This is a genomic window from Blautia sp. CAG:257 (assembly GCF_000433815.1).
GTDB classification, from domain to species: domain Bacteria; phylum Bacillota; class Clostridia; order Lachnospirales; family Lachnospiraceae; genus Blautia_A; species Blautia_A caecimuris.
On record NZ_HF999046.1, the window covers coordinates 38,562 to 64,298 of the forward strand.

The 25,737-nt window shown below is 44.8% G+C and carries 21 protein-coding genes and 1 pseudogene; 19 read left to right on the top strand and 3 right to left on the bottom strand.

Annotation, left to right across the window (positions count from 1 at the left end; genetic code table 11):
* Positions 1-26 precede the first annotated feature (26 nt).
* The 8 genes from QVP40_RS06445 (at position 27) to ilvA (ending at position 11,389) form a co-directional block, all read left to right on the top strand.
* Positions 27-1,379: an MATE family efflux transporter gene (locus tag QVP40_RS06445; RefSeq protein ID WP_022067657.1), complete on the top strand. Its 1,353-nt coding sequence runs from the start codon at positions 27-29 to the stop codon at positions 1,377-1,379.
* A gap of 80 nt (positions 1,380-1,459) precedes the next feature.
* Positions 1,460-3,316 (top strand): ABC-F family ATP-binding cassette domain-containing protein, encoded by a 1,857-nt coding sequence (locus QVP40_RS06450; protein ID WP_022067658.1) that lies wholly within the window; start codon positions 1,460-1,462, stop codon positions 3,314-3,316.
* Positions 3,317-3,339: 23 nt separating this feature from the next.
* Positions 3,340-3,825, top strand: coding sequence for an NUDIX hydrolase (locus QVP40_RS06455; RefSeq protein ID WP_022067659.1), 486 nt, complete (start codon positions 3,340-3,342; stop codon positions 3,823-3,825).
* Positions 3,826-3,899: 74 nt separating this feature from the next.
* Positions 3,900-4,937 (top strand): phosphate acyltransferase PlsX, encoded by a 1,038-nt coding sequence (gene plsX / locus QVP40_RS06460; RefSeq protein ID WP_022067660.1) that lies wholly within the window; start codon positions 3,900-3,902, stop codon positions 4,935-4,937.
* 18 nt (positions 4,938-4,955) lie between these two features.
* On the top strand, positions 4,956-5,627 hold the full coding sequence (gene rnc / locus QVP40_RS06465; RefSeq protein WP_022067661.1) for a ribonuclease III: 672 nt from the start codon (positions 4,956-4,958) through the stop codon (positions 5,625-5,627).
* A 9-nt stretch (positions 5,628-5,636) separates the two neighbouring features.
* Positions 5,637-9,197 carry a chromosome segregation protein SMC gene (gene smc, locus QVP40_RS06470; RefSeq protein WP_022067662.1) on the top strand — a complete coding sequence of 1,187 codons (3,561 nt, stop codon included), beginning with the start codon at positions 5,637-5,639 and terminating at the stop codon, positions 9,195-9,197.
* Between the two features lie 14 nt (positions 9,198-9,211).
* Entirely contained in the window at positions 9,212-10,153 is a 942-nt protein-coding gene (gene ftsY / locus QVP40_RS06475; RefSeq protein ID WP_022067663.1) for a signal recognition particle-docking protein FtsY, read from the top strand.
* Positions 10,154-10,177: 24 nt separating this feature from the next.
* On the top strand, positions 10,178-11,389 hold the full coding sequence (ilvA, locus tag QVP40_RS06480) for a threonine ammonia-lyase (RefSeq protein WP_022067664.1): 1,212 nt from the start codon (positions 10,178-10,180) through the stop codon (positions 11,387-11,389).
* Positions 11,390-11,466: 77 nt separating this feature from the next.
* On the opposite strand, the gene QVP40_RS06485 is transcribed toward ilvA, so the two are convergent.
* Positions 11,467-11,622 carry a hypothetical protein gene (locus tag QVP40_RS06485; protein ID WP_022067665.1) on the bottom strand — a complete coding sequence of 52 codons (156 nt, stop codon included), beginning with the start codon at positions 11,620-11,622 and terminating at the stop codon, positions 11,467-11,469.
* A 198-nt stretch (positions 11,623-11,820) separates the two neighbouring features.
* Between QVP40_RS06485 and QVP40_RS06490 the strand changes: the two genes are divergently transcribed.
* Positions 11,821-12,651 carry a S8 family peptidase gene (locus QVP40_RS06490; RefSeq protein ID WP_022067666.1) on the top strand — a complete coding sequence of 277 codons (831 nt, stop codon included), beginning with the start codon at positions 11,821-11,823 and terminating at the stop codon, positions 12,649-12,651.
* Positions 12,652-12,771: 120 nt separating this feature from the next.
* Positions 12,772-13,983 (top strand): NADP-dependent isocitrate dehydrogenase, encoded by a 1,212-nt coding sequence (locus tag QVP40_RS06495; protein ID WP_022067667.1) that lies wholly within the window; start codon positions 12,772-12,774, stop codon positions 13,981-13,983.
* A 77-nt stretch (positions 13,984-14,060) separates the two neighbouring features.
* On the opposite strand, the gene abc-f is transcribed toward QVP40_RS06495, so the two are convergent.
* Complete coding sequence (gene abc-f / locus QVP40_RS06500) at positions 14,061-15,980, bottom strand: ribosomal protection-like ABC-F family protein (RefSeq protein WP_022067668.1); 1,920 nt, start codon at positions 15,978-15,980, stop codon at positions 14,061-14,063.
* A gap of 171 nt (positions 15,981-16,151) precedes the next feature.
* Here abc-f and QVP40_RS06505 point away from each other — a divergent pair, with 171 nt between their 5' ends.
* From QVP40_RS06505 to QVP40_RS06530, 6 genes are all read left to right on the top strand, one after another.
* Positions 16,152-16,796 carry a redox-sensing transcriptional repressor Rex gene (locus QVP40_RS06505; RefSeq protein ID WP_022067669.1) on the top strand — a complete coding sequence of 215 codons (645 nt, stop codon included), beginning with the start codon at positions 16,152-16,154 and terminating at the stop codon, positions 16,794-16,796.
* Positions 16,797-16,889: 93 nt separating this feature from the next.
* Complete coding sequence (locus QVP40_RS06510) at positions 16,890-18,416, top strand: bifunctional ADP-dependent NAD(P)H-hydrate dehydratase/NAD(P)H-hydrate epimerase (protein WP_022067670.1); 1,527 nt, start codon at positions 16,890-16,892, stop codon at positions 18,414-18,416.
* Positions 18,403-19,569 carry an alanine racemase gene (gene alr / locus QVP40_RS06515; RefSeq protein ID WP_022067671.1) on the top strand — a complete coding sequence of 389 codons (1,167 nt, stop codon included), beginning with the start codon at positions 18,403-18,405 and terminating at the stop codon, positions 19,567-19,569. The genes QVP40_RS06510 and alr overlap by 14 nt, the downstream gene beginning before the upstream one ends.
* Before the next feature lie 97 nt (positions 19,570-19,666).
* Positions 19,667-20,014, top strand: a complete 348-nt coding sequence (locus QVP40_RS06520; protein ID WP_022067672.1) for a type II toxin-antitoxin system PemK/MazF family toxin — start codon at positions 19,667-19,669, stop codon at positions 20,012-20,014.
* Between the two features lie 174 nt (positions 20,015-20,188).
* On the top strand, positions 20,189-21,550 hold the full coding sequence (locus QVP40_RS06525; protein ID WP_022067673.1) for a hemolysin family protein: 1,362 nt from the start codon (positions 20,189-20,191) through the stop codon (positions 21,548-21,550).
* Positions 21,520-22,248, top strand: coding sequence for a YebC/PmpR family DNA-binding transcriptional regulator (locus QVP40_RS06530; RefSeq protein WP_022067674.1), 729 nt, complete (start codon positions 21,520-21,522; stop codon positions 22,246-22,248). Before QVP40_RS06525 ends, QVP40_RS06530 begins: the two co-directional genes overlap by 31 nt.
* A 235-nt stretch (positions 22,249-22,483) precedes the next feature.
* Here the strand turns inward: QVP40_RS06530 and QVP40_RS06535 are convergent, their stop codons facing one another.
* A complete protein-coding gene (locus QVP40_RS06535; RefSeq protein ID WP_022067675.1) occupies positions 22,484-22,924 on the bottom strand; it encodes a hypothetical protein in 441 nt (146 codons plus the stop codon).
* 1,029 nt (positions 22,925-23,953) lie between these two features.
* On the opposite strand from QVP40_RS06535, the gene QVP40_RS06540 reads away from it, so the two are divergent.
* From QVP40_RS06540 to QVP40_RS06550, 3 genes and pseudogenes are all read left to right on the top strand, one after another.
* The gene (locus QVP40_RS06540) at positions 23,954-24,598 is read left to right on the top strand and encodes a ClpP family protease (protein ID WP_279310497.1); all 645 of its coding nucleotides are present in this window, start codon (positions 23,954-23,956) and stop codon (positions 24,596-24,598) included.
* A gap of 141 nt (positions 24,599-24,739) precedes the next feature.
* Positions 24,740-25,252: an NADH-quinone oxidoreductase subunit NuoE gene (nuoE, locus tag QVP40_RS06545; protein WP_022067677.1), complete on the top strand. Its 513-nt coding sequence runs from the start codon at positions 24,740-24,742 to the stop codon at positions 25,250-25,252.
* 11 nt (positions 25,253-25,263) lie between these two features.
* A pseudogene (locus QVP40_RS06550) lies at positions 25,264-25,737 on the top strand (NADH-quinone oxidoreductase subunit F); the annotation flags it as partial.

Genomic DNA, 25,737 nt, shown 5'->3' on the forward strand with positions numbered 1-25,737 from the left:
ATTTTTTATCTCGGGGGAGAGTGAATATGAACAAAAGAAATCAGATTACAGAGGGTGTGATCTGGAAGCAGCTTTTATTATTTTTCTTTCCGATTGTATTCGGAACTTTTTTTCAGCAGATTTATAATACGGCCGACACAATTGTTGTCGGTCGTTTTGTGGGTAAGGAAGCGCTGGCCGCAGTAGGAGGATCGGTCAATCAGATTGTAAACCTGATTGTTGAGGTGTTTGTAGGTCTTACTTCCGGAGCTGCGGTTGTTGTATCTCAGTTTTTCGGCGCCCAGGACAGGAAAAATCTGGACAAAACCGTACATACCTCTTATGCTTTTTCTCTGGCGGCAGGAGTGATCATCGGAGCGGCAGGATTCTTTCTGTCAGATGCAGTTCTGAAAGCAATGAATACACCGGCTGAGCTGATGGCAGATTCCAGAACCTATCTTCATATTTATTTTATGGGGATTGTTTTTAATCTTGTCTATAATATGGGCGCCTCTGTGCTTCGGGCAATGGGTGATTCCAGACGGCCGCTATATGTTCTGATAGTTGCCTGTATTTTAAATATTATTCTGGATATTGTTCTGGTGGTGGCTATTGGAATGGGAGTTCGGGGAGTTGCCATTGCCACAGTATCCTGTCAGGGGGTCAGCGCAGTTCTCGTTACGGGAATGCTGATGAAGGATCATGGATTTTTCCGGCTGGAAATAAAAAAGATCCGTTTTTACGGGGTTTCACTAAAATCTATACTTCGGATCGGGATTCCGGCAGGCATTGAAGCTGCCATGTACTGTGTGGCAAATATTGTGATCCAGGTATTTGTAAACAGGCTGGGAACCGATTACGTAGCTGCCTGGGGAACCTTTGGAAAGATTGATGCAGTATTCTGGATGGTGGTCAATGCCTTTTCCATTGCAATTACTACCTTTGTGGGACAAAATTACGGCGCAGGAAAAACAAGACGAATGCGGAAAAGTGTGCGGGTATGTTTGGGAATGTCCTACAGCTCGGCATTTCTGCTCAGCGGGCTTCTGATTGTTTTTGCAGAGCCATTGTACAGACTGTTTACTACTGATCATCAGGTGGTGGAGATCGGCGTTTATATGATGCGTTATCTGATGCCGTCCTATTTCCTCTATGTTGCCATCGGAATTCTTTCCGGCGCGCTCCGGGGAGCTGGAAAAGTGCTTGTACCTGTGATCCTGACCTGCGGCGGTGTGTGCATTATGAGGATCACCTGGATGCTGGCAGTTCTTCCTGTTTTTCCGGGAATTGAGACAATTATGCTCAGCTATCCGGTATCCTGGGGGATCACTGCAGTGCTGTTTGTGATCTACTATTTGAAAAAGTTTCCCAAGGCGGAAAATGAGAAAAAAAAATCATAAAAATACAGGAGAGCATGATACATCTTTTCAATTTGGGTATTTACAGTAAAATAAATAAGAAAGTACAGAGAGATTAATATATGAATATTTTAAATATGGAACATATCAGTAAAATCTACGGTGACAAAGTGATTTTTGATGACATTTCAGTGGGAATTCATCAGGGTGATAAGATCGGCCTGATCGGAATCAACGGAACGGGAAAAACAACGTTTTTAAGGATTCTGGCAGGAACAGAGGAACCAGACCAGGGACAGGTGATCATGCAGAACGGACTGCGTATTTCCTGTCTGTCCCAGCATCCGGAATTTCCTGAAGGAGCTACGATTCTTTCTTATGTTACTGCAGGAAAACAAGAGCAGGACTGGAATCCGGAAACAGATGCTCATATGATCCTGAATAAACTGGGCATTGTGGATCATGAGGAAGAGATTGCCCATCTTTCCGGAGGGCAGAAAAAAAGAGTTGCTCTGGCAAGAGTTCTTATCAATCCGGCAGACGTTCTCATTCTGGATGAGCCTACCAACCATCTGGACAATGAAATGGCAGGATGGCTGGAAGATTATCTGAACCGTTTTAAGGGAGCAGTGATCATGGTAACCCATGACCGGTATTTTCTGGATCGTGTTACAAATAAGATCCTGGAGCTCAGCCATGGAAAAATTTATACCTATGAGGCAAAATACTCTCAGTTTCTGGAAATGAAAGCCGAGAGAGAAGAAATGGAGCTGGCATCAGAGAGAAAACGTCAGAGCATTCTCAGAATGGAGCTGGAATGGGCAAAACGGGGCTGCCGTGCAAGAACCACCAAGCAGAGAGCAAGGCTTGACCGTCTGGAGACGCTGAAAAACGGCACTGCGCCTGTCCGCGATAAAAATGTGGAGATCGACTCTGTAGAGACAAGAATGGGCAAAAAGACCATAGAGCTTCATCATATTTCCAAATGCTTTGGAGATAAGGTTTGCATCCGGGATTTTGACTATATTGTGCTGAAAAATCAGCGGCTGGGAATTATCGGGCCCAACGGCTGCGGGAAATCCACGCTTCTTAAAATAATTGCAGGGATCATACAGCCGGACAGCGGAGAAGTGGAAATTGGAGAAACAGTAAAGATCGGTTATTTTTCTCAGGAAATTGAGGAAATGAACACCAGCCAGCGGGTGATCGATTATATCAAAGATGTTGCAGAGTACATTCCTACAAAGGACGGGCTGATCAGCGCCGCAAAACTTCTGGAACAGTTTCTGTTTGATTCTTCCATGCAGTATGCGCCGATAGAAAAGCTTTCCGGAGGAGAGAAGAAGCGCCTGTATCTTCTGAAAGTGCTTGCAGCAGCTCCAAACGTACTGCTTCTTGATGAGATTACAAATGATATTGACATTCCCACACTGACTATTCTGGAGGATTATCTGGATTCTTTTGCGGGAATTGTGATCGCTGTTTCTCATGACCGGTATTTTCTGGATAATATTGCAGACCGGATTTTTGAGTTTGACAGAAGCGGAAATCTTACACAGTATGAGGGCGGATATACGGATTATCTGGAAGCGAAAAAGAGACGGTTCGGAGACAGCAGTGATTCCGGTTCCGGGAAAAAGGGCGGCGGAAGCAGTAAAAATTTTAAGGAAACCGGAGATGCAGCTGATTCCGGAGAAAAGGATTCTGCAAAGACCTGGAAACAAAATCGGCCCGCAAAGCTTAAATTTTCTTATAAGGAACAAAGAGAATACGATACCATTGATGAGGACATTGCGAAGCTGGAAGCAAAGATCGAAAAGCTGGATCAGGATATTATGGCAAACGCCACAAATTCCGGAAAGCTCAATGAGCTGACAAAGGAGAAGGAGGAGACAGAGGCTCTTCTGGAAGAAAAAATGGACCGCTGGGTTTACCTGAATGATCTTGCGGAAAAAATAGAAGCACAGAACAGGAAATAAACTTTTACAGGAGGTGCAGGGCAGTGAAAAAAAGTCCCATGACAACACTTTGTTATGTAGAAAAAGAAGAAGCATATCTGATGCTCCACAGAGTATCAAAGAAAAATGATGTAAACAAAGATAAATGGATTGGTATCGGGGGACATTTTGAAGAGGGAGAAAGTCCGGAGGAGTGTCTTTTAAGGGAGGCATATGAGGAGACCGGACTGATTCTGACCTCCTGGAAATTCCGGGGAATCGTCACCTTTACACAGAAAAATTATGGAACAGAATATATGTGCCTTTATACAGCGGACGGTTTTACCGGAAAGATGAAGGATTGCGATGAAGGCGTCCTGGAATGGGTGAAAAAGGAGGACATTTTGAATCTGAATCTCTGGGAGGGTGATAAGATCTTTCTGAGACTGCTGAAGGAAAACGCTCCGTTCTTTTCGCTGAAGCTGACTTATGAGGGGGACAGACTTACAGAGGCTGTGCTGGATGGAGAGAATCTGCAAAACAGCCTATAATTTTCTGACATCTCTTGACTTTACCCCTTTAGATTTAGTATGATAAAGTTTGAAATTTTAACAGGAGGCGTATTATGGCAGAGTTAGTAAAAGTAGTTGTGGATGCCATGGGAGGCGACAATGCACCTGAGGAACCTGTAAAGGCAGCCGTAGAAGCCGTAAAGGAACGTGAGGATATTTTTGTGATCCTTACCGGACTTGAAGACGTAATTAAAAAGGAACTGAATAAATATCAGGGGTATCCTGAAGAAAGAATACAGATCGTACACACCTCGGAGGTGATCGAAACAGCAGAGCCTCCGGTGTTTGCAATCCGCAAAAAAAAGGATTCTTCCATTGTTGTGGGGCTGAATCTTGTAAAAAAACATGAGGCAGACGCCTTTGTTTCTTCCGGAAGCACCGGAGCCGTACTTGTAGGCGGACAGGTGCTTGTGGGCAGAGCCAAAGGAGTAGAGCGTCCTCCTCTGGCTCCCTTGATCCCTACCATGGAAGGCGTAAGCCTTCTGATCGACTGCGGGGCAAATGTGGACGCAAGACCTTCTCATCTGGTTCAGTTTGCAAAAATGGGTTCCATTTATATGGAACAGGTTGTGGGAATCAAAAATCCCAGAGTTGCCATTGTCAATAACGGGGCAGAGGAAGAAAAAGGAAATGCTCTTGTAAAAGAGACCTTCCCGCTTCTGAAAGAAACGGAAGGCATTAATTTTATCGGAAGTATTGAGGCAAGAGACATTCCTTCCGGCTATGCAGACGTAATCGTGTGTGAAGCCTTTGTGGGAAATGTGATCCTGAAGCTTTATGAAGGCGTCAGCGGCTCTTTGATCAAAAAGATCAAGGGGGGCATGATGAAGAATCTCAGAAGTAAAATAGGAGCGCTTTTGATCAAGCCTGCTCTGAAAGAAACTCTGAAGGATTTTGATACAACGAAATACGGCGGCGCGCCTCTTCTGGGTCTGAAAGGACTTGTGGTAAAGACTCACGGAAGCGCAAAAGCGGTGGAGATTAAAAATGCGGTTTTCCAGTGCGTTCAGTTTAAACAGCAGAAAATCAATGAAAAAATCGCAGAGCGGATTCAGCCTCCTGCAAAGCCGGAAGGCCATCAGGAGAATTAACAGAAAGAGGGAAAGATTATGGATCAGTTGGAACAGAAGATCGGCTACAGGTTCCGCAATAAAAAATTACTGCGTCAGGCGCTGACACACAGCTCCTACGCCAATGAAAAAAAGCTCGGAAAGCTGGGCTGCAACGAGAGACTTGAGTTTCTGGGAGACGCTGTTCTGGAGCTGATCAGCAGTGATGTGCTTTATGCCCGTTTTCCGCAGATTCCGGAAGGTGAGCTGACAAAAAAAAGAGCAAGCCTTGTATGTGAACCCAGTCTTGCCTACTGTGCAAGACAGTTTGGACTGCCGGAATATCTTCTTCTGGGAAGGGGAGAGGATATGACAGGAGGAAGAATGCGTGATTCCATTGTCTCGGATGCCACAGAGGCGCTTCTGGGCGCAATTTATCTGGACGGCGGTTTTGAGAGAGCCAGGGAATTTGTGCTGAAATTCATTCTGAATGATATAGAGAGAAAACAGCTTTTTTACGACAGCAAGACAATCCTCCAGGAGCTTGTGCAGGAGGACGGAAAGCAGCCGGTGGAATATGTGCTTACCGGAGAAAGCGGACCGGATCACAACAAGCAGTTTGAAGTTGAGGTAAGGATCAACGGTATTCTCGCAGGAAACGGCGCCGGACATACGAAAAAAGCCGCAGAACAGGCTGCAGCCTACCAGGCGCTCCGGAAAATCAAACAGTAAAGGTGAAATATGTATTTAAAAAACATAGAGGTACACGGATTCAAATCCTTTGCCCAGAAGATCAATTTTGAATTTCATAATGGAATCACAGGTATTGTAGGACCAAATGGCAGTGGAAAAAGTAATGTAGGCGATGCGGTCCGCTGGGTGCTGGGCGAACAGAGTGCCAAACAGCTCCGCGGCGGAAATATGCAGGATGTTATTTTTTCCGGAACAGAGCTCCGCAAACCTTTAAGCTTTGCTTCAGTTGCCATTACCCTGGATAACAGCGACCATAAGCTTCCGGTGGATTTTAATGAAGTTACGGTTACCAGACGGCTGTACCGTTCCGGAGAAAGTGAATATCTGATCAATGGAAGCCACTGTCGTCTGAAAGATATTCAGGAAATGTTCTATGATACCGGTATCGGTAAGGAGGGTTACTCTATTATCGGTCAGGGGCAGATTGATAAAATCCTGAGTGGAAAGCCGGAGGAACGACGGGAGCTTTTTGACGAGGCTGCGGGAATTGTAAAGTTTAAACGGAGAAAAAATACTACGATCAAGAAGCTGGAGGAAGAACGCCAGAATCTTGTACGTGTGACAGATATTCTGACCGAGCTGACCAGGCAGCTGGAACCTCTGGAAAAGCAGTCGGAAACAGCAAAGATCTATCTTACAAAAAGAGAAGAGCTTCGTGATCTGGATGTAAATCTTTTTCTTCTGGATTATGAGGAAACAGGGCATATTCTGAAAGAGCTGGCAGAAAAGTCAGAAAGAGCACAGGAAGAGCTTTCTGAGACAAAAGAGGCGTATGAACAGACCAAGGTAGAATATGAGCGTCTGGAACAGGAACTGGAGACTCTGAATACAAGACTTGAAGAGCTGAAGGAAAAGCAGCAGCAGAATGTTCTTTCCAGACAGCAGTATGAAAGCCAGATCCAGATTCTGGAAGAGCAGATCCATGCAGGACGGCAGAACAGTGATCATTACCGGAACCGTCTGGGCGTTTTGAAGGAAGAACTGGAAAAACGTGAAAGGGAAAAAGAAACCCTTACACAGGAAAAGGAAGCTCTTCATGAAAACCTGAGAGAGCAGCGGAACCGCCTGAAAGAAGAAAACAATCGGCTGGAAACCATTCAGGCTGAAGTGTCAGCATGTACCTCAGCTGTAGAAGAAGGAAAAAATGAGATTATTGAAATCCTGAACAGCCGTGCCACCACCAAAGGAAAGGCCCAGCGTTTCGATGCAATGATGGAGCAGCTGGATATCCGTAAGGCTGCTGTCAGCCAGCGCATCCTTCGTTTAAAAACAGAAGAGGAGTCTCTTGCATCTGAAAAGAGCAAAGCGCAGTCCAGATATGACAGCGTAACCCATACCATCGCTTCTATGAATGAAGAGTGTGTGCGTCTGGATGGTGAGGTTCAGAAGCTTCAGGAAAAACTGAAGGATCAGAGCAGACAGATGGAGAACGGCCAGGCAGCCTATCACAGAGAGTCCTCCCGCCTGGAATCTTTAAAAAATCTTACAGAGCGGTATGACGGATACGGAAACAGTATTCGCCGCGTAATGGAACAAAAAAGCAGAGAACCGGGAATCCACGGAGTAGTGGCAGACATCATCCATGTACAAAAAGATTACGAGATCGCCATTGAGACTGCTCTTGGAGGAAGCATTCAGAACATTGTCACAGATAATGAACAGACAGCTAAAAGGATGATCGGATTTCTGAAGAAAAACCGCTTTGGCCGGGCTACCTTTCTTCCTTTGTCTAATATGAGCGGAAGAGGCGGTATTTCTCAAAGAGAAGTGCTGAGAGAAGAAGGCGTGATCGGAACAGCAGATACGCTGGTTCAGGCAGAAGCTCAGTACAGCGGGCTGGTACAGTACCTTCTGGGACGGGTTCTGGTAGTGGATCATATTGATCATGCCATTGCTATTGGAAAAAAATACAGGCACAGCCTCCGTATGGTTACTATTGAAGGAGAATCCTTAAATCCCGGCGGTTCCATGACAGGTGGAGCCTTTAAAAATAACAGTAATCTCCTTGGACGAAGACGAGAGATCGAGGAGCTGGAGCGCAGTGTGGAGCTTTTGAAAAAAGAGCTTCAGGAGCTTCAGAAGGAAATCGGAGATAATCGCAGCAGGAGAAATGTTCTGAGAGATGCGATTGCGGATTTCCAGGAAAAACTAAGACAGCAGTATGTGGAACAGAATACAGCCGGAATGAATCTGAAGCAGCTGGAAGAAAAGGAAGCTGATATTCAGAAAAGCTACGGCCAGATTGACAGAGAAAAGGAAGAGCTGCGCCGTCAGGCAGTGGAGATCAGGGCAGATCATTCCAGCATTGCAAAGGAACTGGAGGCTTCTCAGAGGGATGAGAAGGAACTGGAAACCTTTATTGAAACCAAACAGAAAGAACTGGAGGAATGGAAGGCTGAGGAAGCATCCAAAACAAAGGAGCTGGAGGAGCTTCGTCTGGAAGAATCCTCTCTGTCTCAGAAAGAACACTTTCTTCAGGAAAACATGATCCGTCTTTTAGGAGAGATGGAAAGCTTTCAGAGAGAAAGCCGTGAGCTTGAAGAAAATCTCAAGAAAAGTGAAGAAGAGACAAAGCACAGGCAGGAGGGAATCCAGAATCTGAAAAACGCGGTGGAGGCCTGTGAAAAGCTGGATCAGGAACTTCAGGAGCAGAAGGAAGAGAAACAGCAGCAGAAGGAAGAGAGAAATACAAGCCACAAGGCATTTTTTGAAAAACGGGATCAGCTATCAGAAAGAACCTCACTTCTTGACAAGGAGTGTTTCCGCCTGAAAAGCCAGGAGGAAAAAGTGGAAGAGCAGAGGGAAAGTCAGATTTCCTATATGTGGGAGGAATATGAGATCACTCCAAACAGTGCTCTTTCTCACAGAAAAGAGGAGCTTAATGACAGACAGGAAATGAAAAAAAATATTTCCAGGATCAAGGATGAGATCCGCAGACTTGGTTCTGTAAATGTCAATGCCATTGAAGAATATAAAAACCTTCTGGAAAGACATACCTTCCTTTCCGGACAGTATGAGGATCTGGTACAGGCAGAAAAAACTCTGGAAAGTATTATCCAGGAGCTGGATGAAGGAATGCGCAGACAGTTTGCAGAAAAATTTCATGATATCCAGAGAGAGTTTGACAAGGCCTTTAAGGAGCTTTTCGGCGGAGGCAAAGGAACGCTGGAGCTTGCAGAGGATGAGGATATTCTGGAAGCAGGGATTAAGATCATTTCCCAGCCACCGGGCAAAAAACTGCAGAATATGATGCAGCTTTCCGGCGGAGAGAAGGCTCTGACTGCCATAGCCCTTCTTTTTGCTATCCAGAATCTGAAACCGTCTCCGTTCTGTCTGCTGGATGAGATTGAGGCGGCCCTGGATGATTCCAATGTAGGACGTTTTGCTTCGTATCTTCAGAAGTTGACGAAAAATACACAGTTTATTATAATTACACACAGGCGTGGAACCATGAACGCAGCAGACAGGCTTTATGGTATCACCATGCAGGAAAAGGGTGTATCAACGCTGGTTTCTGTGGATCTTGTAGAAAATCAGCTGAGCAAATAAAAGGAGGCATGAGTATGGCTGAAGAAAAAAAGGGCTTTTTTAAACGGCTTGTCAGCGGACTGGCAAAAACAAGAGATAATATTGTAGCGGGGTTTGACTCCATTTTCAGCGGATATTCCAGTATAGACGAGGACTTTTATGAAGAGCTGGAAGAGATTCTTGTAATGGGGGATATCGGCATCAACGCCACCTCTGCAATTCTGGAAAATCTGAAGAAACAGGTTGCGGAAAAGCATATCAAAAACCCGATGGAATGCAAGCAGCTTCTGATCGACAGCATCAAAGATCAGATGAGGGTAGACAGCACAGAATATGAGTTTGAAAACCGTAAATCTGTAATTTTAATGATTGGCGTCAACGGAGTAGGAAAAACCACTTCTGTAGGCAAGCTGGCAGGAAAATTAAAGGATGAAGGGAAAAAGGTGATTCTGGCGGCAGCAGATACCTTCCGTGCAGCTGCCGGAGAGCAGCTTTCCCAGTGGGCAGACCGCGCCGGCGTGGAGATTATCGGCGGACAGTCAGGAGCGGATCCGGCCTCTGTTGTCTATGACGCAGTAGCTGCAGCAAAGGCACGAAACGCAGACGTGCTTCTCTGCGATACAGCAGGCCGCCTTCATAACAAGAAAAATCTGATGGAAGAGCTGAGAAAGATCTACCGTATTCTGGAGCGGGAGTATCCGGAAGCTTATCTTGAAACTCTGGTTGTACTTGACGGAACCACCGGACAGAATGCTCTTGCTCAGGCAAAGCAGTTTGCAGAGGTTGCCAATGTAACAGGAATCATTCTGACTAAGCTTGACGGTACAGCCAAAGGCGGAATTGCAGTTGCGATCCAGTCAGAACTTGATATCCCGGTAAAATATATTGGAGTGGGAGAAACTATTGACGATCTTCAGAAGTTTGATGCAGATACTTTTGTAAATGCATTGTTTGATGTAAACGAAAAAGAAGATTAAGAATACGGGAAGGAGAAAATGAATATGCTTACACTGGAGAATTTTGAGGAAGCCTCAGAGATTGTAAAAAAAGTAACCCAGGAGACAAAGCTGATCAAAAGCAGTTATTTTTCCGAGCTCACCGGAAACAGAGTTTTTCTGAAGCCGGAGAACATGCAGAGGACAGGTGCATATAAGGTGCGCGGAGCCTACTATAAGATCAGCACTTTATCAGATGAGGAAAGAGAAAAAGGACTGATCACTGCTTCAGCCGGAAACCATGCCCAGGGTGTTGCCTATGCGGCTCACAAATTCGGGGTAAAGGCGGTCATCGTAATGCCTACCACAACGCCTCTTATTAAGGTGGAACGGACAAAAAGCTATGGTGCAGAGGTGATCCTGAAGGGCGATGTCTATGATGAGGCCTGCGCTTATGCTCTGGAGCTGGCAGAAAAGGAAGGCTATACGTTTATCCATCCCTTTGATGATCCGGCAGTTGCCACCGGACAGGGTACCATTGCCATGGAGATCGTCCAGGAGCTTCCTCTTGTAGATTATATTCTTGTACCTATTGGCGGCGGCGGTCTGGCTACCGGTGTTTCCACTCTTGCGAAGCTTCTGAATCCTCATATCAGGGTGATCGGAGTAGAGCCGGCAGGAGCAGCCTGTATGAAAGCGTCTCTGGAAAAAGGAGAAGTAGTAACCCTTCCTCATGTAAATACCATAGCGGACGGTACTGCAGTGCAGACTCCGGGCGAGCATATCTTCCCGTATCTTCAGGAAAATCTGGACAGCATCATTACCATTGAAGATGATGAGCTGATCATGGCTTTTCTGGATATGGTTGAAAATCATAAAATGATCGTAGAAAACTCCGGGCTTCTGACTGTGGCGGCTCTTCGCCACCTGGATTTTACCGGAAAAAAAGTAGTGTCTATTTTAAGCGGAGGAAATATGGATGTAATTACCATGTCCTCTGTAGTTCAGCACGGACTGATCCAGAGAGACCGTATTTTTACAGTTTCTGTGCTGATTCCGGATAAAGCAGGAGAGCTGGTACGTGTGGCAAGCATCATAGCTCAGAATCAGGGAAATGTCATTAAGCTTGACCATAATCAGTTTGTTACCACCAACCGTAATGCGGCCGTAGAGCTGAAAGTAACCATGGAGGCCTTTGGAACCGATCATAAAAATCAGATTGTAAAGGCTCTGGAAGACGCAGGCTGCAAGCCTAAGGTGATCAGAGCAAGTCTCTGATCCGTTATAGATTATGTAAGAAACCGCAGAAGGAGATTGGCTGATTGTCTCCCTGCGGTTTGTTTTTTCAATTCCGGTTACATTTCGTGGTTTTCCATCCAGGTTTTGATATAGTCCATCTGCTCCTGATCTGAGATCAGTTGAGATGCCGGGTCGTTTCCGGCAGCTACACAACAGAACAGGACAAAGGACTGCAGACAGAAAAATATGATCAGAAATAAAATAAACGCCATGAAAATCCTCCTTTTTATGCAGCGGGTTTCATCAGGGCGGTCAGTATCCTGTCGGCTGCAATCTGTGATCCATACTTAAGTTATTCCGATGGTTTACAGTATTGGCAAATCTATGAAAAATATTCATATTCTATAAAATTCGCAAATAATTCTCAGACTGAATACATTAAAATAAAGCTTCTTTTTTGGAGTATATTCATGAAAATGATGAATTATACCGGAAAGGGCATCGGTGTGGCAATTCTGGATACAGGCATTTCTCCGCATCCGGATTTTGGAAACAGAATCTGTGCTTTTTCTGATTTTATTTCACATAAACAGACTCCTTATGATGATAATGGGCATGGAACTCATGTAACCGGAATTCTCTGTGGAGACGGAACAGCCTCCGGGGGAAAATACAGGGGAGTGGCTCCTGGATGCGGGATCATCGGGCTGAAGGTTCTGGACCGGTTTGGGAACGGAAACAAAGAGGATGTATTGTGCGCCTTTGACTGGATCATCCGTCATATGCAAAAATACCATATCCGTGTTGTGAATATTTCTGTGGGAACCACCTGTAAAAACGGAAAAGAACATAACAGCCTGATACAGGGAGTGGAGAAATTATGGGATCGGGGGCTGGTGGTCGTGGCAGCGGCAGGAAATCAGGGACCGCTGCCAGGGAGCATTACAGCGCCGGGAAGCAGCAGAAAGATCATTACCGTAGGTTCCAGTGACATGCTTGTGGGAACGGAAGGAGTTTCCGGAAGAGGCCCTACGTTTGAATGTATATGTAAGCCGGATCTTGTAGCTCCCGGAAACCGGATCATTTCCTGCTCATCAAAGGGCGGATACCGGATGAAAAGCGGAACCTCCATGTCTACGCCCTTTGTTTCAGGGGCCGTTGCTCTGGCGCTTGAAAAAGATCCCCTTCTTACCAATGTGGAGATTAAAATGATGCTGAAGGACAGTGCAGATGATATGGGATTTCCCAGAAACCAGCAGGGATGGGGCAGATTTAACCTGGAACGGTTTCTGGAACTGTAGACGAAAGAGGGGCAGAATCATAAATATTTTATGAAGTGAAAGCATCAGCGTTGACGGAAGAGGAGTTTTTTTGTACAATACTAAACAGAACATGCTTCAACCGGAGAGGAGATAAAATACATGGATAAGATTAAAATGACAACACCCCTGGTAGAAATGGACGGAGATGAGATGACCCGTATTCTCTGGAAAATGATCAAAGAGGAACTTCTGCTTCCCTATGTGGATCTGAATACGGAATATTATGATCTCGGGCTTGCCTGCCGGAACGAAACAGACGATCAGGTAACCGTAGATGCTGCCAATGCCACAAAAAAATACGGTGTTGCAGTAAAATGCGCTACGATTACTCCAAATCATGCCCGAATGAAGGAATATGATCTGAAAAAAATGTACAAAAGCCCTAATGGAACCATCCGCGCTATTCTTGACGGAACGGTATTCCGGGCTCCCATTGTTGTAAAAGGAATCGAACCCTGTGTACGTAACTGGAAAAAACCAATTACCATTGCCCGTCATGCCTATGGCGATGTGTATAAAAACACAGAATTTTATGTAGAGAAACCGGGTAAGGTAGAACTGGTATATACTTCTGAGGACGGAGAAGAGAAACGCTCTCTTGTACAGGAATTTAAGGCTCCGGGTGTTGCCATGGGAATGCACAATATGGAAGCATCCATTGAGAGCTTCGCAAGAAGCTGCTTTAATTACGCTCTTGATACAAAGCAGGATGTGTGGTTTGGAGCAAAGGATACTATCTCCAAAACCTATGACGGCAAATTCAAGGAAATTTTCCAGAAGATCTTTACAGAGGAATTTAAGGCGAAATTTGATGCGGCAGGACTGACATATTTCTACAGCCTGATTGATGATGTGGTTGCCCGTGTAATGAAAGCCGAGGGCGGATTCATCTGGGCCTGCAAAAACTATGACGGAGACGTTATGAGCGACATGGTTTCTTCTGCTTTTGGCTCTCTTGCCATGATGACCTCTGTTCTTGTTTCTCCGGACGGATACTATGAGTACGAGGCGGCCCACGGAACAGTACAGAGACATTATTACAGACATCTGGAAGGAAAAGAAACCTCTACCAACTCAGTGGCAACAATTTTTGCATGGACAGGCGCGCTTCGTAAAAGAGGAGAACTGGATGGAAATAAAGCTCTGACTGAGTTTGCGGATAAACTGGAAAAAGCAACTCTTTCTACGATTGAGGCAGGAAAGATGACAAAGGATCTTGCCATGATCACAACCATCAAGCATCCAAAGGTGCTTTCCAGCAGAGACTTTATTCTGGCCGTGCGGGAGTCACTGGACCGTATAATGAAGTAACCGTACAAAAATCAAAATAACAGGAACTGCTTTGGATCATATGAACAGCGGTTTCGGACAGCAAAAATGGGAAAACCTCAGGCGAGGGATTCCCATTTTTCATATAATTCTTCCAGTTCCTTCAGAACCGCCTCTTTTTCGCGGCTTAATTCAGTACAGCGCGCCACATTGGTGCACACATCCGGAAGCACCAGAGTTTCATCGATTTCTTTATCTCTTTTTTCCAGCTCTTCGATCCTGGCTTCTGTTTTTTTCAGTTCGTTTTCCAGTTTTCGCCTGCGGGCCTGTTCTTCCTTTTGCTGCTGCCAGGAAAGCTTGCTGTCAGAGTTATCTGTTTCCGGTGCTCTGGTTTCAGCAGGATCAGACGGGGCAGGCGCATATTTTTCCGTCAGCTCCTCTTTTTTCTCAAGATAATAATCGTAGTCACCAATATAATTCACAATCGCCTGATGGGTCAGGTCAAGAATCCTTGTAGCGGTCTGATTGATAAAATAACGGTCATGAGAAACATAAAGGACGGTTCCGCTGTAGCTGTTTAAAGCTTCCTCCAGAATTTCCTTGGAAGCAATATCCAGATGGTTGGTGGGCTCGTCCAGGATCAGGAAATTGGCTTCTGAGAGCATCAGCTTGGCAAGAGAGACCCTTCCTCTTTCTCCACCTGAAAGAGAAGAGATTTCCTTAAAAACATCATCTCCGGTAAAAAGAAAGGCGGCAAGCATGTTTCGGATCTCTGTTTCCGTCAGTGTGGGGTAGGAATCCGAAATTTCCTGAAAAATAGTTTTTTCTGAATGAAGCACATGATGCTCCTGATCATAGTAGCCGATCTGAACCTTGGAGCCCAGGGAAAAGCTTCCGGAGTCTGCAGGAAGGATGCTGTTAAGAATCTTCAGCATGGTAGTCTTTCCTGTCCCGTTATTTCCGATCAGCGCAATCCGCTCACCTCTTTTTATCTGAAAGGAGATATTTGTAAAAAGTGTCTGGCCGGGGAAGCTTTTGGACAGATCCTCTACAGTAAGAACGTCATTTCCGCTTACGGTTCTTGGTTCCAGAGAAAGACGCATATGAGTCTGGATTTCCACCGGCTTGTCAAGTCTCTGGATTTTATCCAGCATTTTCTCACGGCTTTCAGCTCTGCGGATTGATTTTTCACGGTTAAAGGACTTTAATTTAACGATCACAGCTTCCTGATGCTTGATTTCCCGCTGCTGATTCAGGTATGCCTTATACTGGGCGTCTCTCAGCTGCGCCTTTTTTTCTGCATAAGAAGAGTAGTTGCCCTGGAAAGAAATCACCTGACCGGCTTCGATTTCTACTACCTTAGTCACTACCTTGTCAAGAAAATAACGGTCATGGGAAACAATAAAAACAGCTCCCGGATAATTCAGAAGATAGGTTTCCAGCCAGGCAATACTTTCCATGTCCAGATGGTTGGTAGGCTCGTCAAGAAGAAGGATATCCGGCCTGGAGATCAGAAGCTTGCCAAGAGCTACCCTTGTTTTCTGGCCTCCGGAAAGAGTTTCAATCGGTTTTTCAAAGTCTTCTTCCCCAAAGCCCAGACCCTTCAGTATGCCGGTAAGCTCGCTTTTGTATGCGTAGCCGTTTTCCAGCTCAAATTCATGGGTAAGTCTGGTATAGGTGTTCATAAGCTGCTCCAGCTCTTCGCCCTGTACATGCTTCATTTCCAGTTCAATGGAGCGCATGCGTTCTTCCATATCAAGGATGTGCTGTTTGGTTGTAAGAAGCTCTTCGTAAATGGTGCGCTGTCCGTAAATATCCTGATACTGAGCCAGATATCCCATACGTTTATCTTTTGCCAGTATCACGTTTCCGGAATCAGCAGAAAGCTCTTCCATAATAATGCGCAGCAAAGTGGTTTTTCCTGCGCCGTTATTACCGATCAGAGCGACTTTTTCCCGCTCTTCTATGTGAAAAGAGGCATCTTTTAAAATCTCTTTTTCGCCAAAGGATTTACAGATGCCCTGACATGCTAAAATCATTGTTGTTCCTCCGCAAATGCCTTAATTTATCTTAATACGTACTGTAAGATTATAAGGCTTTTACAATGATTTTGTAAAGACCAAAAAGTTTTTGCGAAGTGAAAAAACTTTATTTGACATTAAAATAACATTTCGTTATAATTAATAGGAAATCAGAAGGAGGATCATCCCGTGGAGGCAAAACAAATTTCAAAAGCAGTGATAAAAAGGCTGCCGCGTTATTACAGATATCTTGGAGAACTGCTGGAAGAAAATGTGGAGCGTATTTCTTCCAATGACCTCAGCAAAAAAATGCATGTGACAGCGTCTCAGATCCGTCAGGACCTGAATAATTTCGGCGGATTCGGACAGCAGGGATACGGATATAACGTGAAATACCTGTACACAGAGATCGGAAAGATTCTGGGACTGGATACGGTTCATCCCATGATCATCGTGGGCGCCGGTAATCTTGGACAGGCGCTGGCAAACTATGTGGATTTTGAAAAACGCGGATTTAAGCTGATGGGCATTTTTGACATCAATCCTGTACTGGAAGGGATCGCAGTGCGGGGAATTGAGATTCAGATGATCAGTGATCTTCCGTTTTTCCTGAAGGAAAATCAGATTGAGATCGCAATCCTTACGCTTCCGAAAAATAAGGCCGGAGATATGGCAAATATTCTGATTGAGAACGGAATCAAGGCAATCTGGAATTTTGCGCATATTGATCTGGATACTCCTGATGATGTGATCGTAGAGAATGTACATCTTTCCGAGAGCCTTATGCGGCTTTCTTACAATCTTAGCCAGTACCGTCAGGAACACGAAAATTAGCCCATCTCAGCAGGCTGTCACCCTATTCCGGGCTGACAGCCTTTTGATGTAAAAAGACATAAAGCAGACAGATACAAAAAAGGAGGGGATCAGATGAAAGAAGTGGTAAGCTGTGAGAGAATGAAGCAGCTGGATGCGTATACGATTGAAAAGAGAGGCATTCCTTCCTGTGTTCTTATGGAACGGGCGGCTCTGAAAACTGTGGAAGAAATGGAAAAGGTGTTTCATAAAAAAAACACAGAAGAGAAGATTCTCTGTGTCTGCGGAAGCGGAAATAACGGAGGAGACGGAATTGCCATTGCCCGGATCCTTTTTCTTCATGGATATCAGGCTGAGATTTATGTGGCAGGAAATCATTCCTCTTTTACCCATGAAACCGCGCGCCAGCTTTCCATTGCATCAAATTATCATGTTCCGGTTGTGAATAACCCGCAGTGGCGTGAATATACTACTATAGTAGACGCTGTTTTCGGTGTGGGACTGGCCCGTCCTGTTATGGGAAAATATAAAGAACTGATAGAAACCATGAACCGGATGACTGCCTGGAAAGTAGCTGTTGATATTCCATCCGGGGTGAACGGAGATACCGGCGCAGTGATGGGTGCTGCTTTTGAGGCGGATCTTACCGTGACCTTTGGATTTCTGAAGGCGGGGCTGTGCCTTTATCCGGGCAGAAAAAATGCCGGAAGAACGGTTCTGGCCGATATTGGCGTTTACGGAGAGTCTGGTGTTTTTGAGAAAAAGAGAATTCTGGAAGTGGAAGATACCAAAAAGATTCCCGGAAGAACACCAGAAGGAAACAAGTCCACCTTCGGAAAGGTTCTTGCAGTGGCAGGAAGCCCGGGAATGTGCGGCGCCGCCTATTTCTGCGCAGCGGCAGCATTTGCCGGCGGTGCGGGAATGGTACGTATTCTTACCGATGAAAGCAACCGTATTCCTTTGCAGAGCCTGCTTCCGGAAGCCATTATTGATTGTGGAAAAGGAGAAGCGGCCTATCAGAATGCCTTTGACTGGTGTGATGTGATCCTGATGGGGCCGGGACTTGGAATTTCGGAAAAAACACGGTTTAAGGTGCACTGGTTTCTGGAAAAAGCTTTATCCGGAAAAAAAGTGGTGCTTGATGCAGACGGTCTGAACCTTCTGGCAGAAAATCTGTCCTGGAAAAACCTTCTGGGCAGTCATGTGATTCTGACTCCCCATATGGGAGAGATGAGCCGGCTTACCGGAAAAAGTATTGGAGAGCTGCAGGACAGCCGGGAAGCCTCGGCACTGGAATATGCCAGAGCTTCGGGCTCTGTCTGTGTACTGAAGGATGCCTGTACTGTAACGGCCGGTTCCGATGGCACAGTATGGTATAATCTTTCCGGAAATGCCGGAATGGCAACAGCCGGAAGCGGAGATGTACTTGCAGGGGTTCTTGCCGGAATGCTCTGTATGTACAGAGGAGAGGCGCTTTCAGTTGGTGAAATGACAGAGATCGCAGCGCTGGGAGTTTTTATCCACGGAAGAGCAGGCGATCTGGCAGCTGAGAACAAGGGAATGTATGGAATGAAGGCGGGAGATCTGCTCCTGACAATTCCGGAGGTATTGAAGTACGGAGGAAGACATGAGGAGATATGACAGAATCAAAGCAGTAGTATCCCTGGATGCTATTGCGCATAATTTTGGAGAAATGAAAAAAAATATCGCAAAGGGCACAAAAATCATTGCTGTGATCAAGGCGGACGGATATGGCCACGGAGCAGAAGCCATTGCCCGTCTGATTCATGGATACAGCTATATCTGGGGATTTGCAGTGGCTACCGCAGAGGAGGCGCTTCAGCTTCGTGCCTTTGGGGTAACAAAGCCAATATTGATTCTGGGAATCGTATTTGAGGAATATTTTCCTGATATGGTGGAGCAGGAGATCCGGCTGACTGTCAGCGAATACTCCATGGCAGAAAAGCTGTCAGAGGAGGCTGTCCGTCAGGGAAAAACAGTACATATCCATATTGGACTTGACACAGGAATGAGCAGGATTGGATTTTCTGATACCACAGAAAGCGTTCGGGAAATTAAGAAGATCACAGAACTTTCAAATGTAGAAGTGGAGGGACTGTTCACCCACTTTGCCAGAGCAGACGAAACAGATCTCTCTCCTGCTGAAAAACAGCTGGAACGTTACGTGACCTTTGAGAGACTGCTTCATGAAAGTGGAATCAGAATTCCTGTACAGCACTGTTCCAACAGCGCAGGCATTATCCGTATGCCAAAAGCAAACATGGATGCCGTCCGTGCCGGAATCACCATTTATGGAATTTATCCTTCTGATGAGGTGGAACGGGATATTGTAAGGCTTCTGCCTGCTATGGAGCTGAAAAGCCATGTCAGTTATGTCAAGGAACTGAAAGCAGGGGCTTCGGTCAGTTATGGAGGAACCTTTACTGCACAAAAAAACATGAAGGTTGCCACCATACCTGTAGGCTATGCAGACGGATATCCCAGAAGTCTTTCCAACAAAGGATGGGTCCTGATCCATGGAAAAAAGGCTCCTGTGATCGGGCGGATCTGTATGGATCAGTTTATGGTAGATGTAACAGATATTCCTGAGGTTCACACAGGTGACGAGGTGACACTTGTAGGAAAGGACGGAGATGAGGTTCTCAGTCTGGAAACTCTTGGAGACTTATCAGGAAGGTTTTCTTATGAATTTGCCTGTGATATTGGAAAACGGGTACCAAGAATTTATATAAAGAACGGAAAGAAATGGGGTGAGCTGACCTTTTTTGAATAGGTAAAGGCGGCAGAAACTGGAAATACCACGCATGTATACACAAGAAAAAACTGGAAATACTGATTAGTAGAGAAAACAGAATCGGAGTGTGAATTGTGTGGTAATAAAAAGAGGGGATATTTTTTATGCAGATTTAAGACCTGTGGTAGGAAGCGAGCAGGGCGGGATCCGTCCTGTTCTGATCATACAGAACGATGTGGGAAACCGGCACAGCCCAACTGTGATCTGCGCAGCCATCACATCAAAAATGAATAAGGCGAAGCTTCCTACACATATTGAAATTGATGCTTCTGCCTACGGGATCGAAAAAGATTCCGTGATCCTTCTGGAGCAGTTAAGGACCATTGATAAACGGCGGCTGAAGGATAAGGTGTGTCACCTGGATCAGTGTATGCTTGACCGTGTGAATCATGCGCTGGAGATCAGCCTGGAACTGAGCTTCTGATCCTTTTTCTGCCTGGGCAGGGCAAAAGATACTTTTAAGAAAGATACTTTTTGGACGGGAATTCTTGACGAACGGCAGGGAAAGTGCTATATTTTAGCAGTAATTATGCTGATTCACAGGTAATTTCCGGGGAAATACACTGTATGTACAGCGAGTTAAGAAAGGAAATACAAAATGGACGACGGCAGTCGATCGCCCCTGGCGGGGCTTATTGTTCTGGTGATACTGATTTTGCTGAACGGAATCCTTTATGGCTTTGCAGCAGCAGTCAGAAATCTGAATCAGAGCGAAATACAGAAAATGGCAGAGGAAGGAAACAAAAAAGCCGGATTACTGAAAAGGCTTATTGATGAACCGGTAAGATATGTCAATGCCATTCCTCTGATCGTAACAGCTTCAGGAATCTTTATCGGTGTTTTTCTGGTGCCTCTTCTGGCGCGGATCTCACATCGTTACATAGATCAGTTTCCGGCTCTGGTACTGATTTCGATTCTCTGTGTTGTTCTTCTTGCCTCTTTTGGCATTTTGATGTTCCGAAGGATCGGAGATTACCGATCCAGACAGTATGCGTTCCGTTATGTGCGGCTTGTCAGCATAGTGGTAACGATAATGTGGCCTTTTACTCTGACAGTTACCTGGCTTGCGCGTATTACTGCCGGTGTTTTTGGAGTAGCGCTTGGGGAACAGCAGGAAGCGGTTACAGAGGAGGAGATCATTTCCATTGTGGATGAGGCTCATGAACAGGGCGTCATAGAGAAAAATGAAGCAGAGATGATTCAGAATATCATTTCTTTTAATGATATCAAGGCCGGTGATATTATGACACACAGAACCGGAGTGGTGGCTTTTGACCAGGAAAGATTCCTGAAAGACGTCATAGATGAGATGCTGGAAGAAGGAAATTCCAGATATCCGGTCTATGAGGATGATATGGACAATATCAGAGGACTGATCCATTATAAAGACGCTCTTAAATTTATGACCCAGAATTCCTGGGCAAGATTCAAGCCTCTAAGAGAGCTTCCGGGACTGATCCGAAAAGCAGATTTTGTGCCGGAAACGGGAAGCATCAGCAATATTTTCCGTACTATGCAGGTAAAACAGGCACATATGGCAGTTGTGGTAGATGAGTACGGTCAGACTGCAGGAGTGATCACAATGGAAGATATTCTGGAGGAAATCGTGGGAGAGATCCTTGATGAATATGATGAGGACGAGGATATTGCTATCCGGACTCAGACAGATAACAGCGTTCTGATTGATGGTTTTGCAGAGCTGGAGGATGTTGAGGAGGAGCTGGGGATCAGTTTTGGAGAGGTTGAGGTAACGACGCTGAACGGGCTTCTCACAGAGCTTCTGGGGCATATTCCCACAGAGGAAGATCTGGATCATGAGATTGTTGCAAACGGTTACCGCTTTAAGATCCTGTCTCTTGGAAACAGGACAATAGGAAAGGTGCGGGCCGAAAAAATAAATGACAAGAACACAAAAGGAGAAAGTGAGTTATGTCAGGACATTCAAAATTCGCAAACATAAAGCATAAAAAGGAGAAAAACGACGCCAAAAAAGGTAAAATCTTTACTGTGATCGGACGAGAGATCGTTATGGCTGTCAAAGCCGGAGGACCGGATCCCAACAATAACAGCAAGCTTCGCGATGTTATTGCAAAAGCAAAAGCAAATAATATGCCAAATGATACCATTGAGCGCGGTATCAAAAAAGCAGCAGGTGCAGAGGCGGCAGACAACTATGAGCGTGCTACATACGAAGGCTATGGTCCTAACGGTGTTGCCATTATCGTAGAAACTCTTACAGACAATAAAAACCGTACTGCCAGCAATGTAAGAAATGCTTTTACAAAAGGCTACGGAAGCATCGGAACACAGGGCTGCGTTTCCTTTATGTTTGATCAGAAAGGACAGATCATCATTGACAAGGAAGAGTGCGAGATGGATGCAGATGAGCTGATGATGGTTGCTCTTGATGCAGGTGCTGAGGATTTCAGTGAGGAAGAGGAAAGCTTTGAAGTGATCACAGCACCGGATGATTTCAGTGCAGTTAGAGAGGCTCTGGAAGCTGCCGGAGTTCCTATGCTGGAGGCACAGGTGGCTATGGTTCCTCAGACCTATGTGGAGCTTACAGACGAAAAAGATATCAAAAACCTTCAGAAAACACTTGATCTTCTTGATGAGGACGATGACGTCACTGACGTATGGCACAACTGGGATGAATAATTGAGAACAGCCCTCAGACCCTTTAAAATAAGGGAGATGAGGGCTGTTTTATCTTAAAAATGATGATGCTTTTTATAACAAAATGGCTTTCGGTGATGCTATACTGATTGTTTAGATGGTCTGTTTTTATGGTAAAGAGTGTTCTGTATTTTGTGAGTGGACATATGGATTTATACAGATGCAAATGGACCGCCTGATAACTCAGTAGGCTTTACACCCTTTCGGCGATTGTGTTTTATGCTATTTTAGTCTTAATCTCTGCAATTTCTTTTTGCATGTCATTGTACATTTTCAGAAGCAGCGAAGTATTATCTGTTTCCAACTTATCAATTTTGTAAAACTGTTTCAGTTCTTCCAGATTTTTCTGTACTTTTTCCAAATCTCCTTCAAGATGTGCCTGTACTCTGTCCAGCTCATTAAGAATCATATTTTCTGATCGGGATAGTTTCTCATCCATGACAGAAAGAATCTTCCGTTCGGAAGCAGCGATCTTCTTGTCTACGCTAGAAATAACATTCCGTTCAGAAGCAGCGATCTTTTTATCCACGGTAGAAATGACATTCTGCTCAGAAGCAGCAATCTTTTTATCCACGCTGTTAAGAATATTCTGTTCTGATTCTTTTACAACTTCCTGCATTAAATTTTGAAGAAGCTCCAAGTCTTTCTGGTCTAACATATTGCATCATCCTTCCTGTTTACATACATCCATTCAGTAGGGTCATTATACCACCTTAAGAGTGTAAAGTCTATTGAATTATCATGGTACAGATACATAAATCAAGTGGAAAAATAAAAGATAATGAATTACTTTCGATAGCCATAAGGACGTTCTGACTATGCGTTACCATACAACTGGTCAGGTTCTGCTGAAGCTGAAAACAGAAACATACATATTGGTCTGACTGCATTACAGATAAAATATCAGGCAATGTCTATTTCCCTGCAGAAGGCAGCGCTGAACTATGTATGATCCGGCATCAATAAAGAAAGAATTATATAATAAGAAAATGAATCATTTTGTACAATAAAATTCGGAATATATGGACATAAAAAGAAATACTAAACTCTATATGCGCATTCCACAAAGACAAATTAGTTCGTGTGCTTTTTCGAATATGATCATTTATAACAAAGAATAAAAATTCATGTTTTACACATAATAGTTTCATGAATGATGGTTTTGCAGGGGTGTTGCCGGGAAAGAAGCAGATTTAAGATGGGATTGCAAAGCTAAAACAGAATCAGCTAATAAACGAACTGGTGAAATATAGTTCGCCTGAGCAGAGGGGCATTTCTGTAAATGAATAGACGGGCGGAGATGATCACAGTTAATACTGCAGCATCAAAAACTAAATTTATTGTACCATGAAACTGTGGAAGTGTGAATTGTTTTTTATATTATTTGTGCCGCCGGATAAAAGGCGGCGGAATGGAGGATTGCATGTCCGAAAAAGGAAAACGGCAGCAAATGAATTATGATCAGAAGGTTCTGTCAGAGTATGAGGGAAAAGAGAATGGATACACAGAGGAAAAATTTCTGAACCAGGAGAATATAAAAGAAGAACAGCATCCAATGGAAAAAATGATTTCCGGAGCAGATGAGAATGGGAAATCACAGAAAAACGCAGAGACAAAACCAGAGGATACTGGATATGAGCAGGAAAAACTGGAAAATCAGGACAGAAAAAATGAGCAGATAAAGGAAATGGGACAGGTGACTCTGGATAGAAATCCACGAAAACATCATGTGGAGCTTCTTACGATCATCGGTGAGGTGGAAGGCCATGAGTCAGCGCCTTCTCAGAGTAAAACCACCAAATATGAGCATGTACTTCCAAAGCTGGCTCTGGTGGAGGATGATGAAGATGTGGACGGCCTTCTGATTCTTTTAAATACGGTAGGCGGCGATGTGGAAGCAGGGCTTGCCATTGCGGAGATGATCGCATCTTTAAGTATTCCTACAGTTTCTCTTGTTCTTGGAGGCGGTCATTCCATTGGTGTTCCCATGGCCGTATCGGCCGACTATTCCTTTGTTGTGCCAAGCGCTACCATGGTGATTCATCCGGTGCGTTCCAGTGGGATGTTTATCGGTGTTGCACAGACCTATCGGAATATGGAAAAAATTCAGGACCGGATCACGGGATTTATTGCTTCTCATTCCCACATTTCTCAGAAGCGCTTGGAAGAGCTAATGCTGGATACCACACAGCTGGTAAAAGATGTGGGAACCATGCTGGAAGGCAGGGAGGCTGTAGAAGAAGGACTGATCGATGAAGTGGGAGGAATGAAAGAGGCTCTTGCCAAACTGTATGAACTAATTGACCTTCAGAAAGCTGAGAAAAAAATGTAATTTCATGATAAAGTTAGTCACATTATTAACAATTTATGAAAAATCATGCACTTTTTCCTTTGACTGTCCCTCCTTTTGTGATATAATGCTAGGGAATGAGTAGTGATGTTTAAAATAATTTCTACAGGAGGGACAAATCATATGAGCAATACGTGTGGATGTCAGAACAGCGGAAACGCGGATTTCGCTGAGTTGGCTCCGGTGCTTGAAAAATATGCAAAGGTGCCGGGAAGCCTGATCACCATTCTTCAGCAGACCCAGGATATCTACGGGTATCTTTCTATGGATGCGATCAATTATATCGCAGAAAGAACAGGGATCATGCCTGCTAAAATTTACGGTGTGGCTACATTCTATGCACAGTTCCGTTTACAGCCGATCGGAAAGTATCTGATCATGCTCTGTAAAGGTACAGCCTGTCATGTAAATGGTTCTGACATGATCGAGGAAGCTGTCTGTGAACATCTTGGAATCAAGGACGGAGAGACAACCGAAGATGGTCTGTTTACATTAAATAACGTAGCCTGTCTTGGCTGCTGTTCTCTTGCGCCGGTTATGATGGTAAAATCAGCAGACGGTGAGGAAACATTCGGAAACCTGACAAAATCTTCTGTTAAGAAGATTCTTGACGATTATAAAGCAAAGAACGCATAGGAGGTAGAAATATGAAAGTTGTTGTAGGACAAGGCAGCTGTGGTATTGCTACCGGAGCTAAGAAGACCTCTGATGAGTTCCAGCGTATCGTAGCAGAAAAAAATCTTACAAATGTTGTTATTGATAAAACAGGATGTATCGGTACCTGCTATCTGGAGCCTATCGTTGATGTGTATAATGACGAAGGCGCTCTGGAAGCAAGATATGTCAAATGTACTACAGATAAAGTGGAAAAAATCGTAGAGGAGCATCTGATTGGCGGAAAGCCGGTAGAGGAATACGTGATTCCGGCAGAGGATGAGGCGTTCCTTTCCCAGCAGCAGAGAATCGTTCTCCGCAACTGCGGTCAGATCAATCCGGAAAAAATTGATGAGTACATAGCGGTAGGCGGCTATGAAGCTGCACGCAAAGTTATCACTTCCATGACTCCGGATGAAGTTATTGAGGAAATCAAGGTTTCCGGACTTCGCGGACGCGGCGGCGCC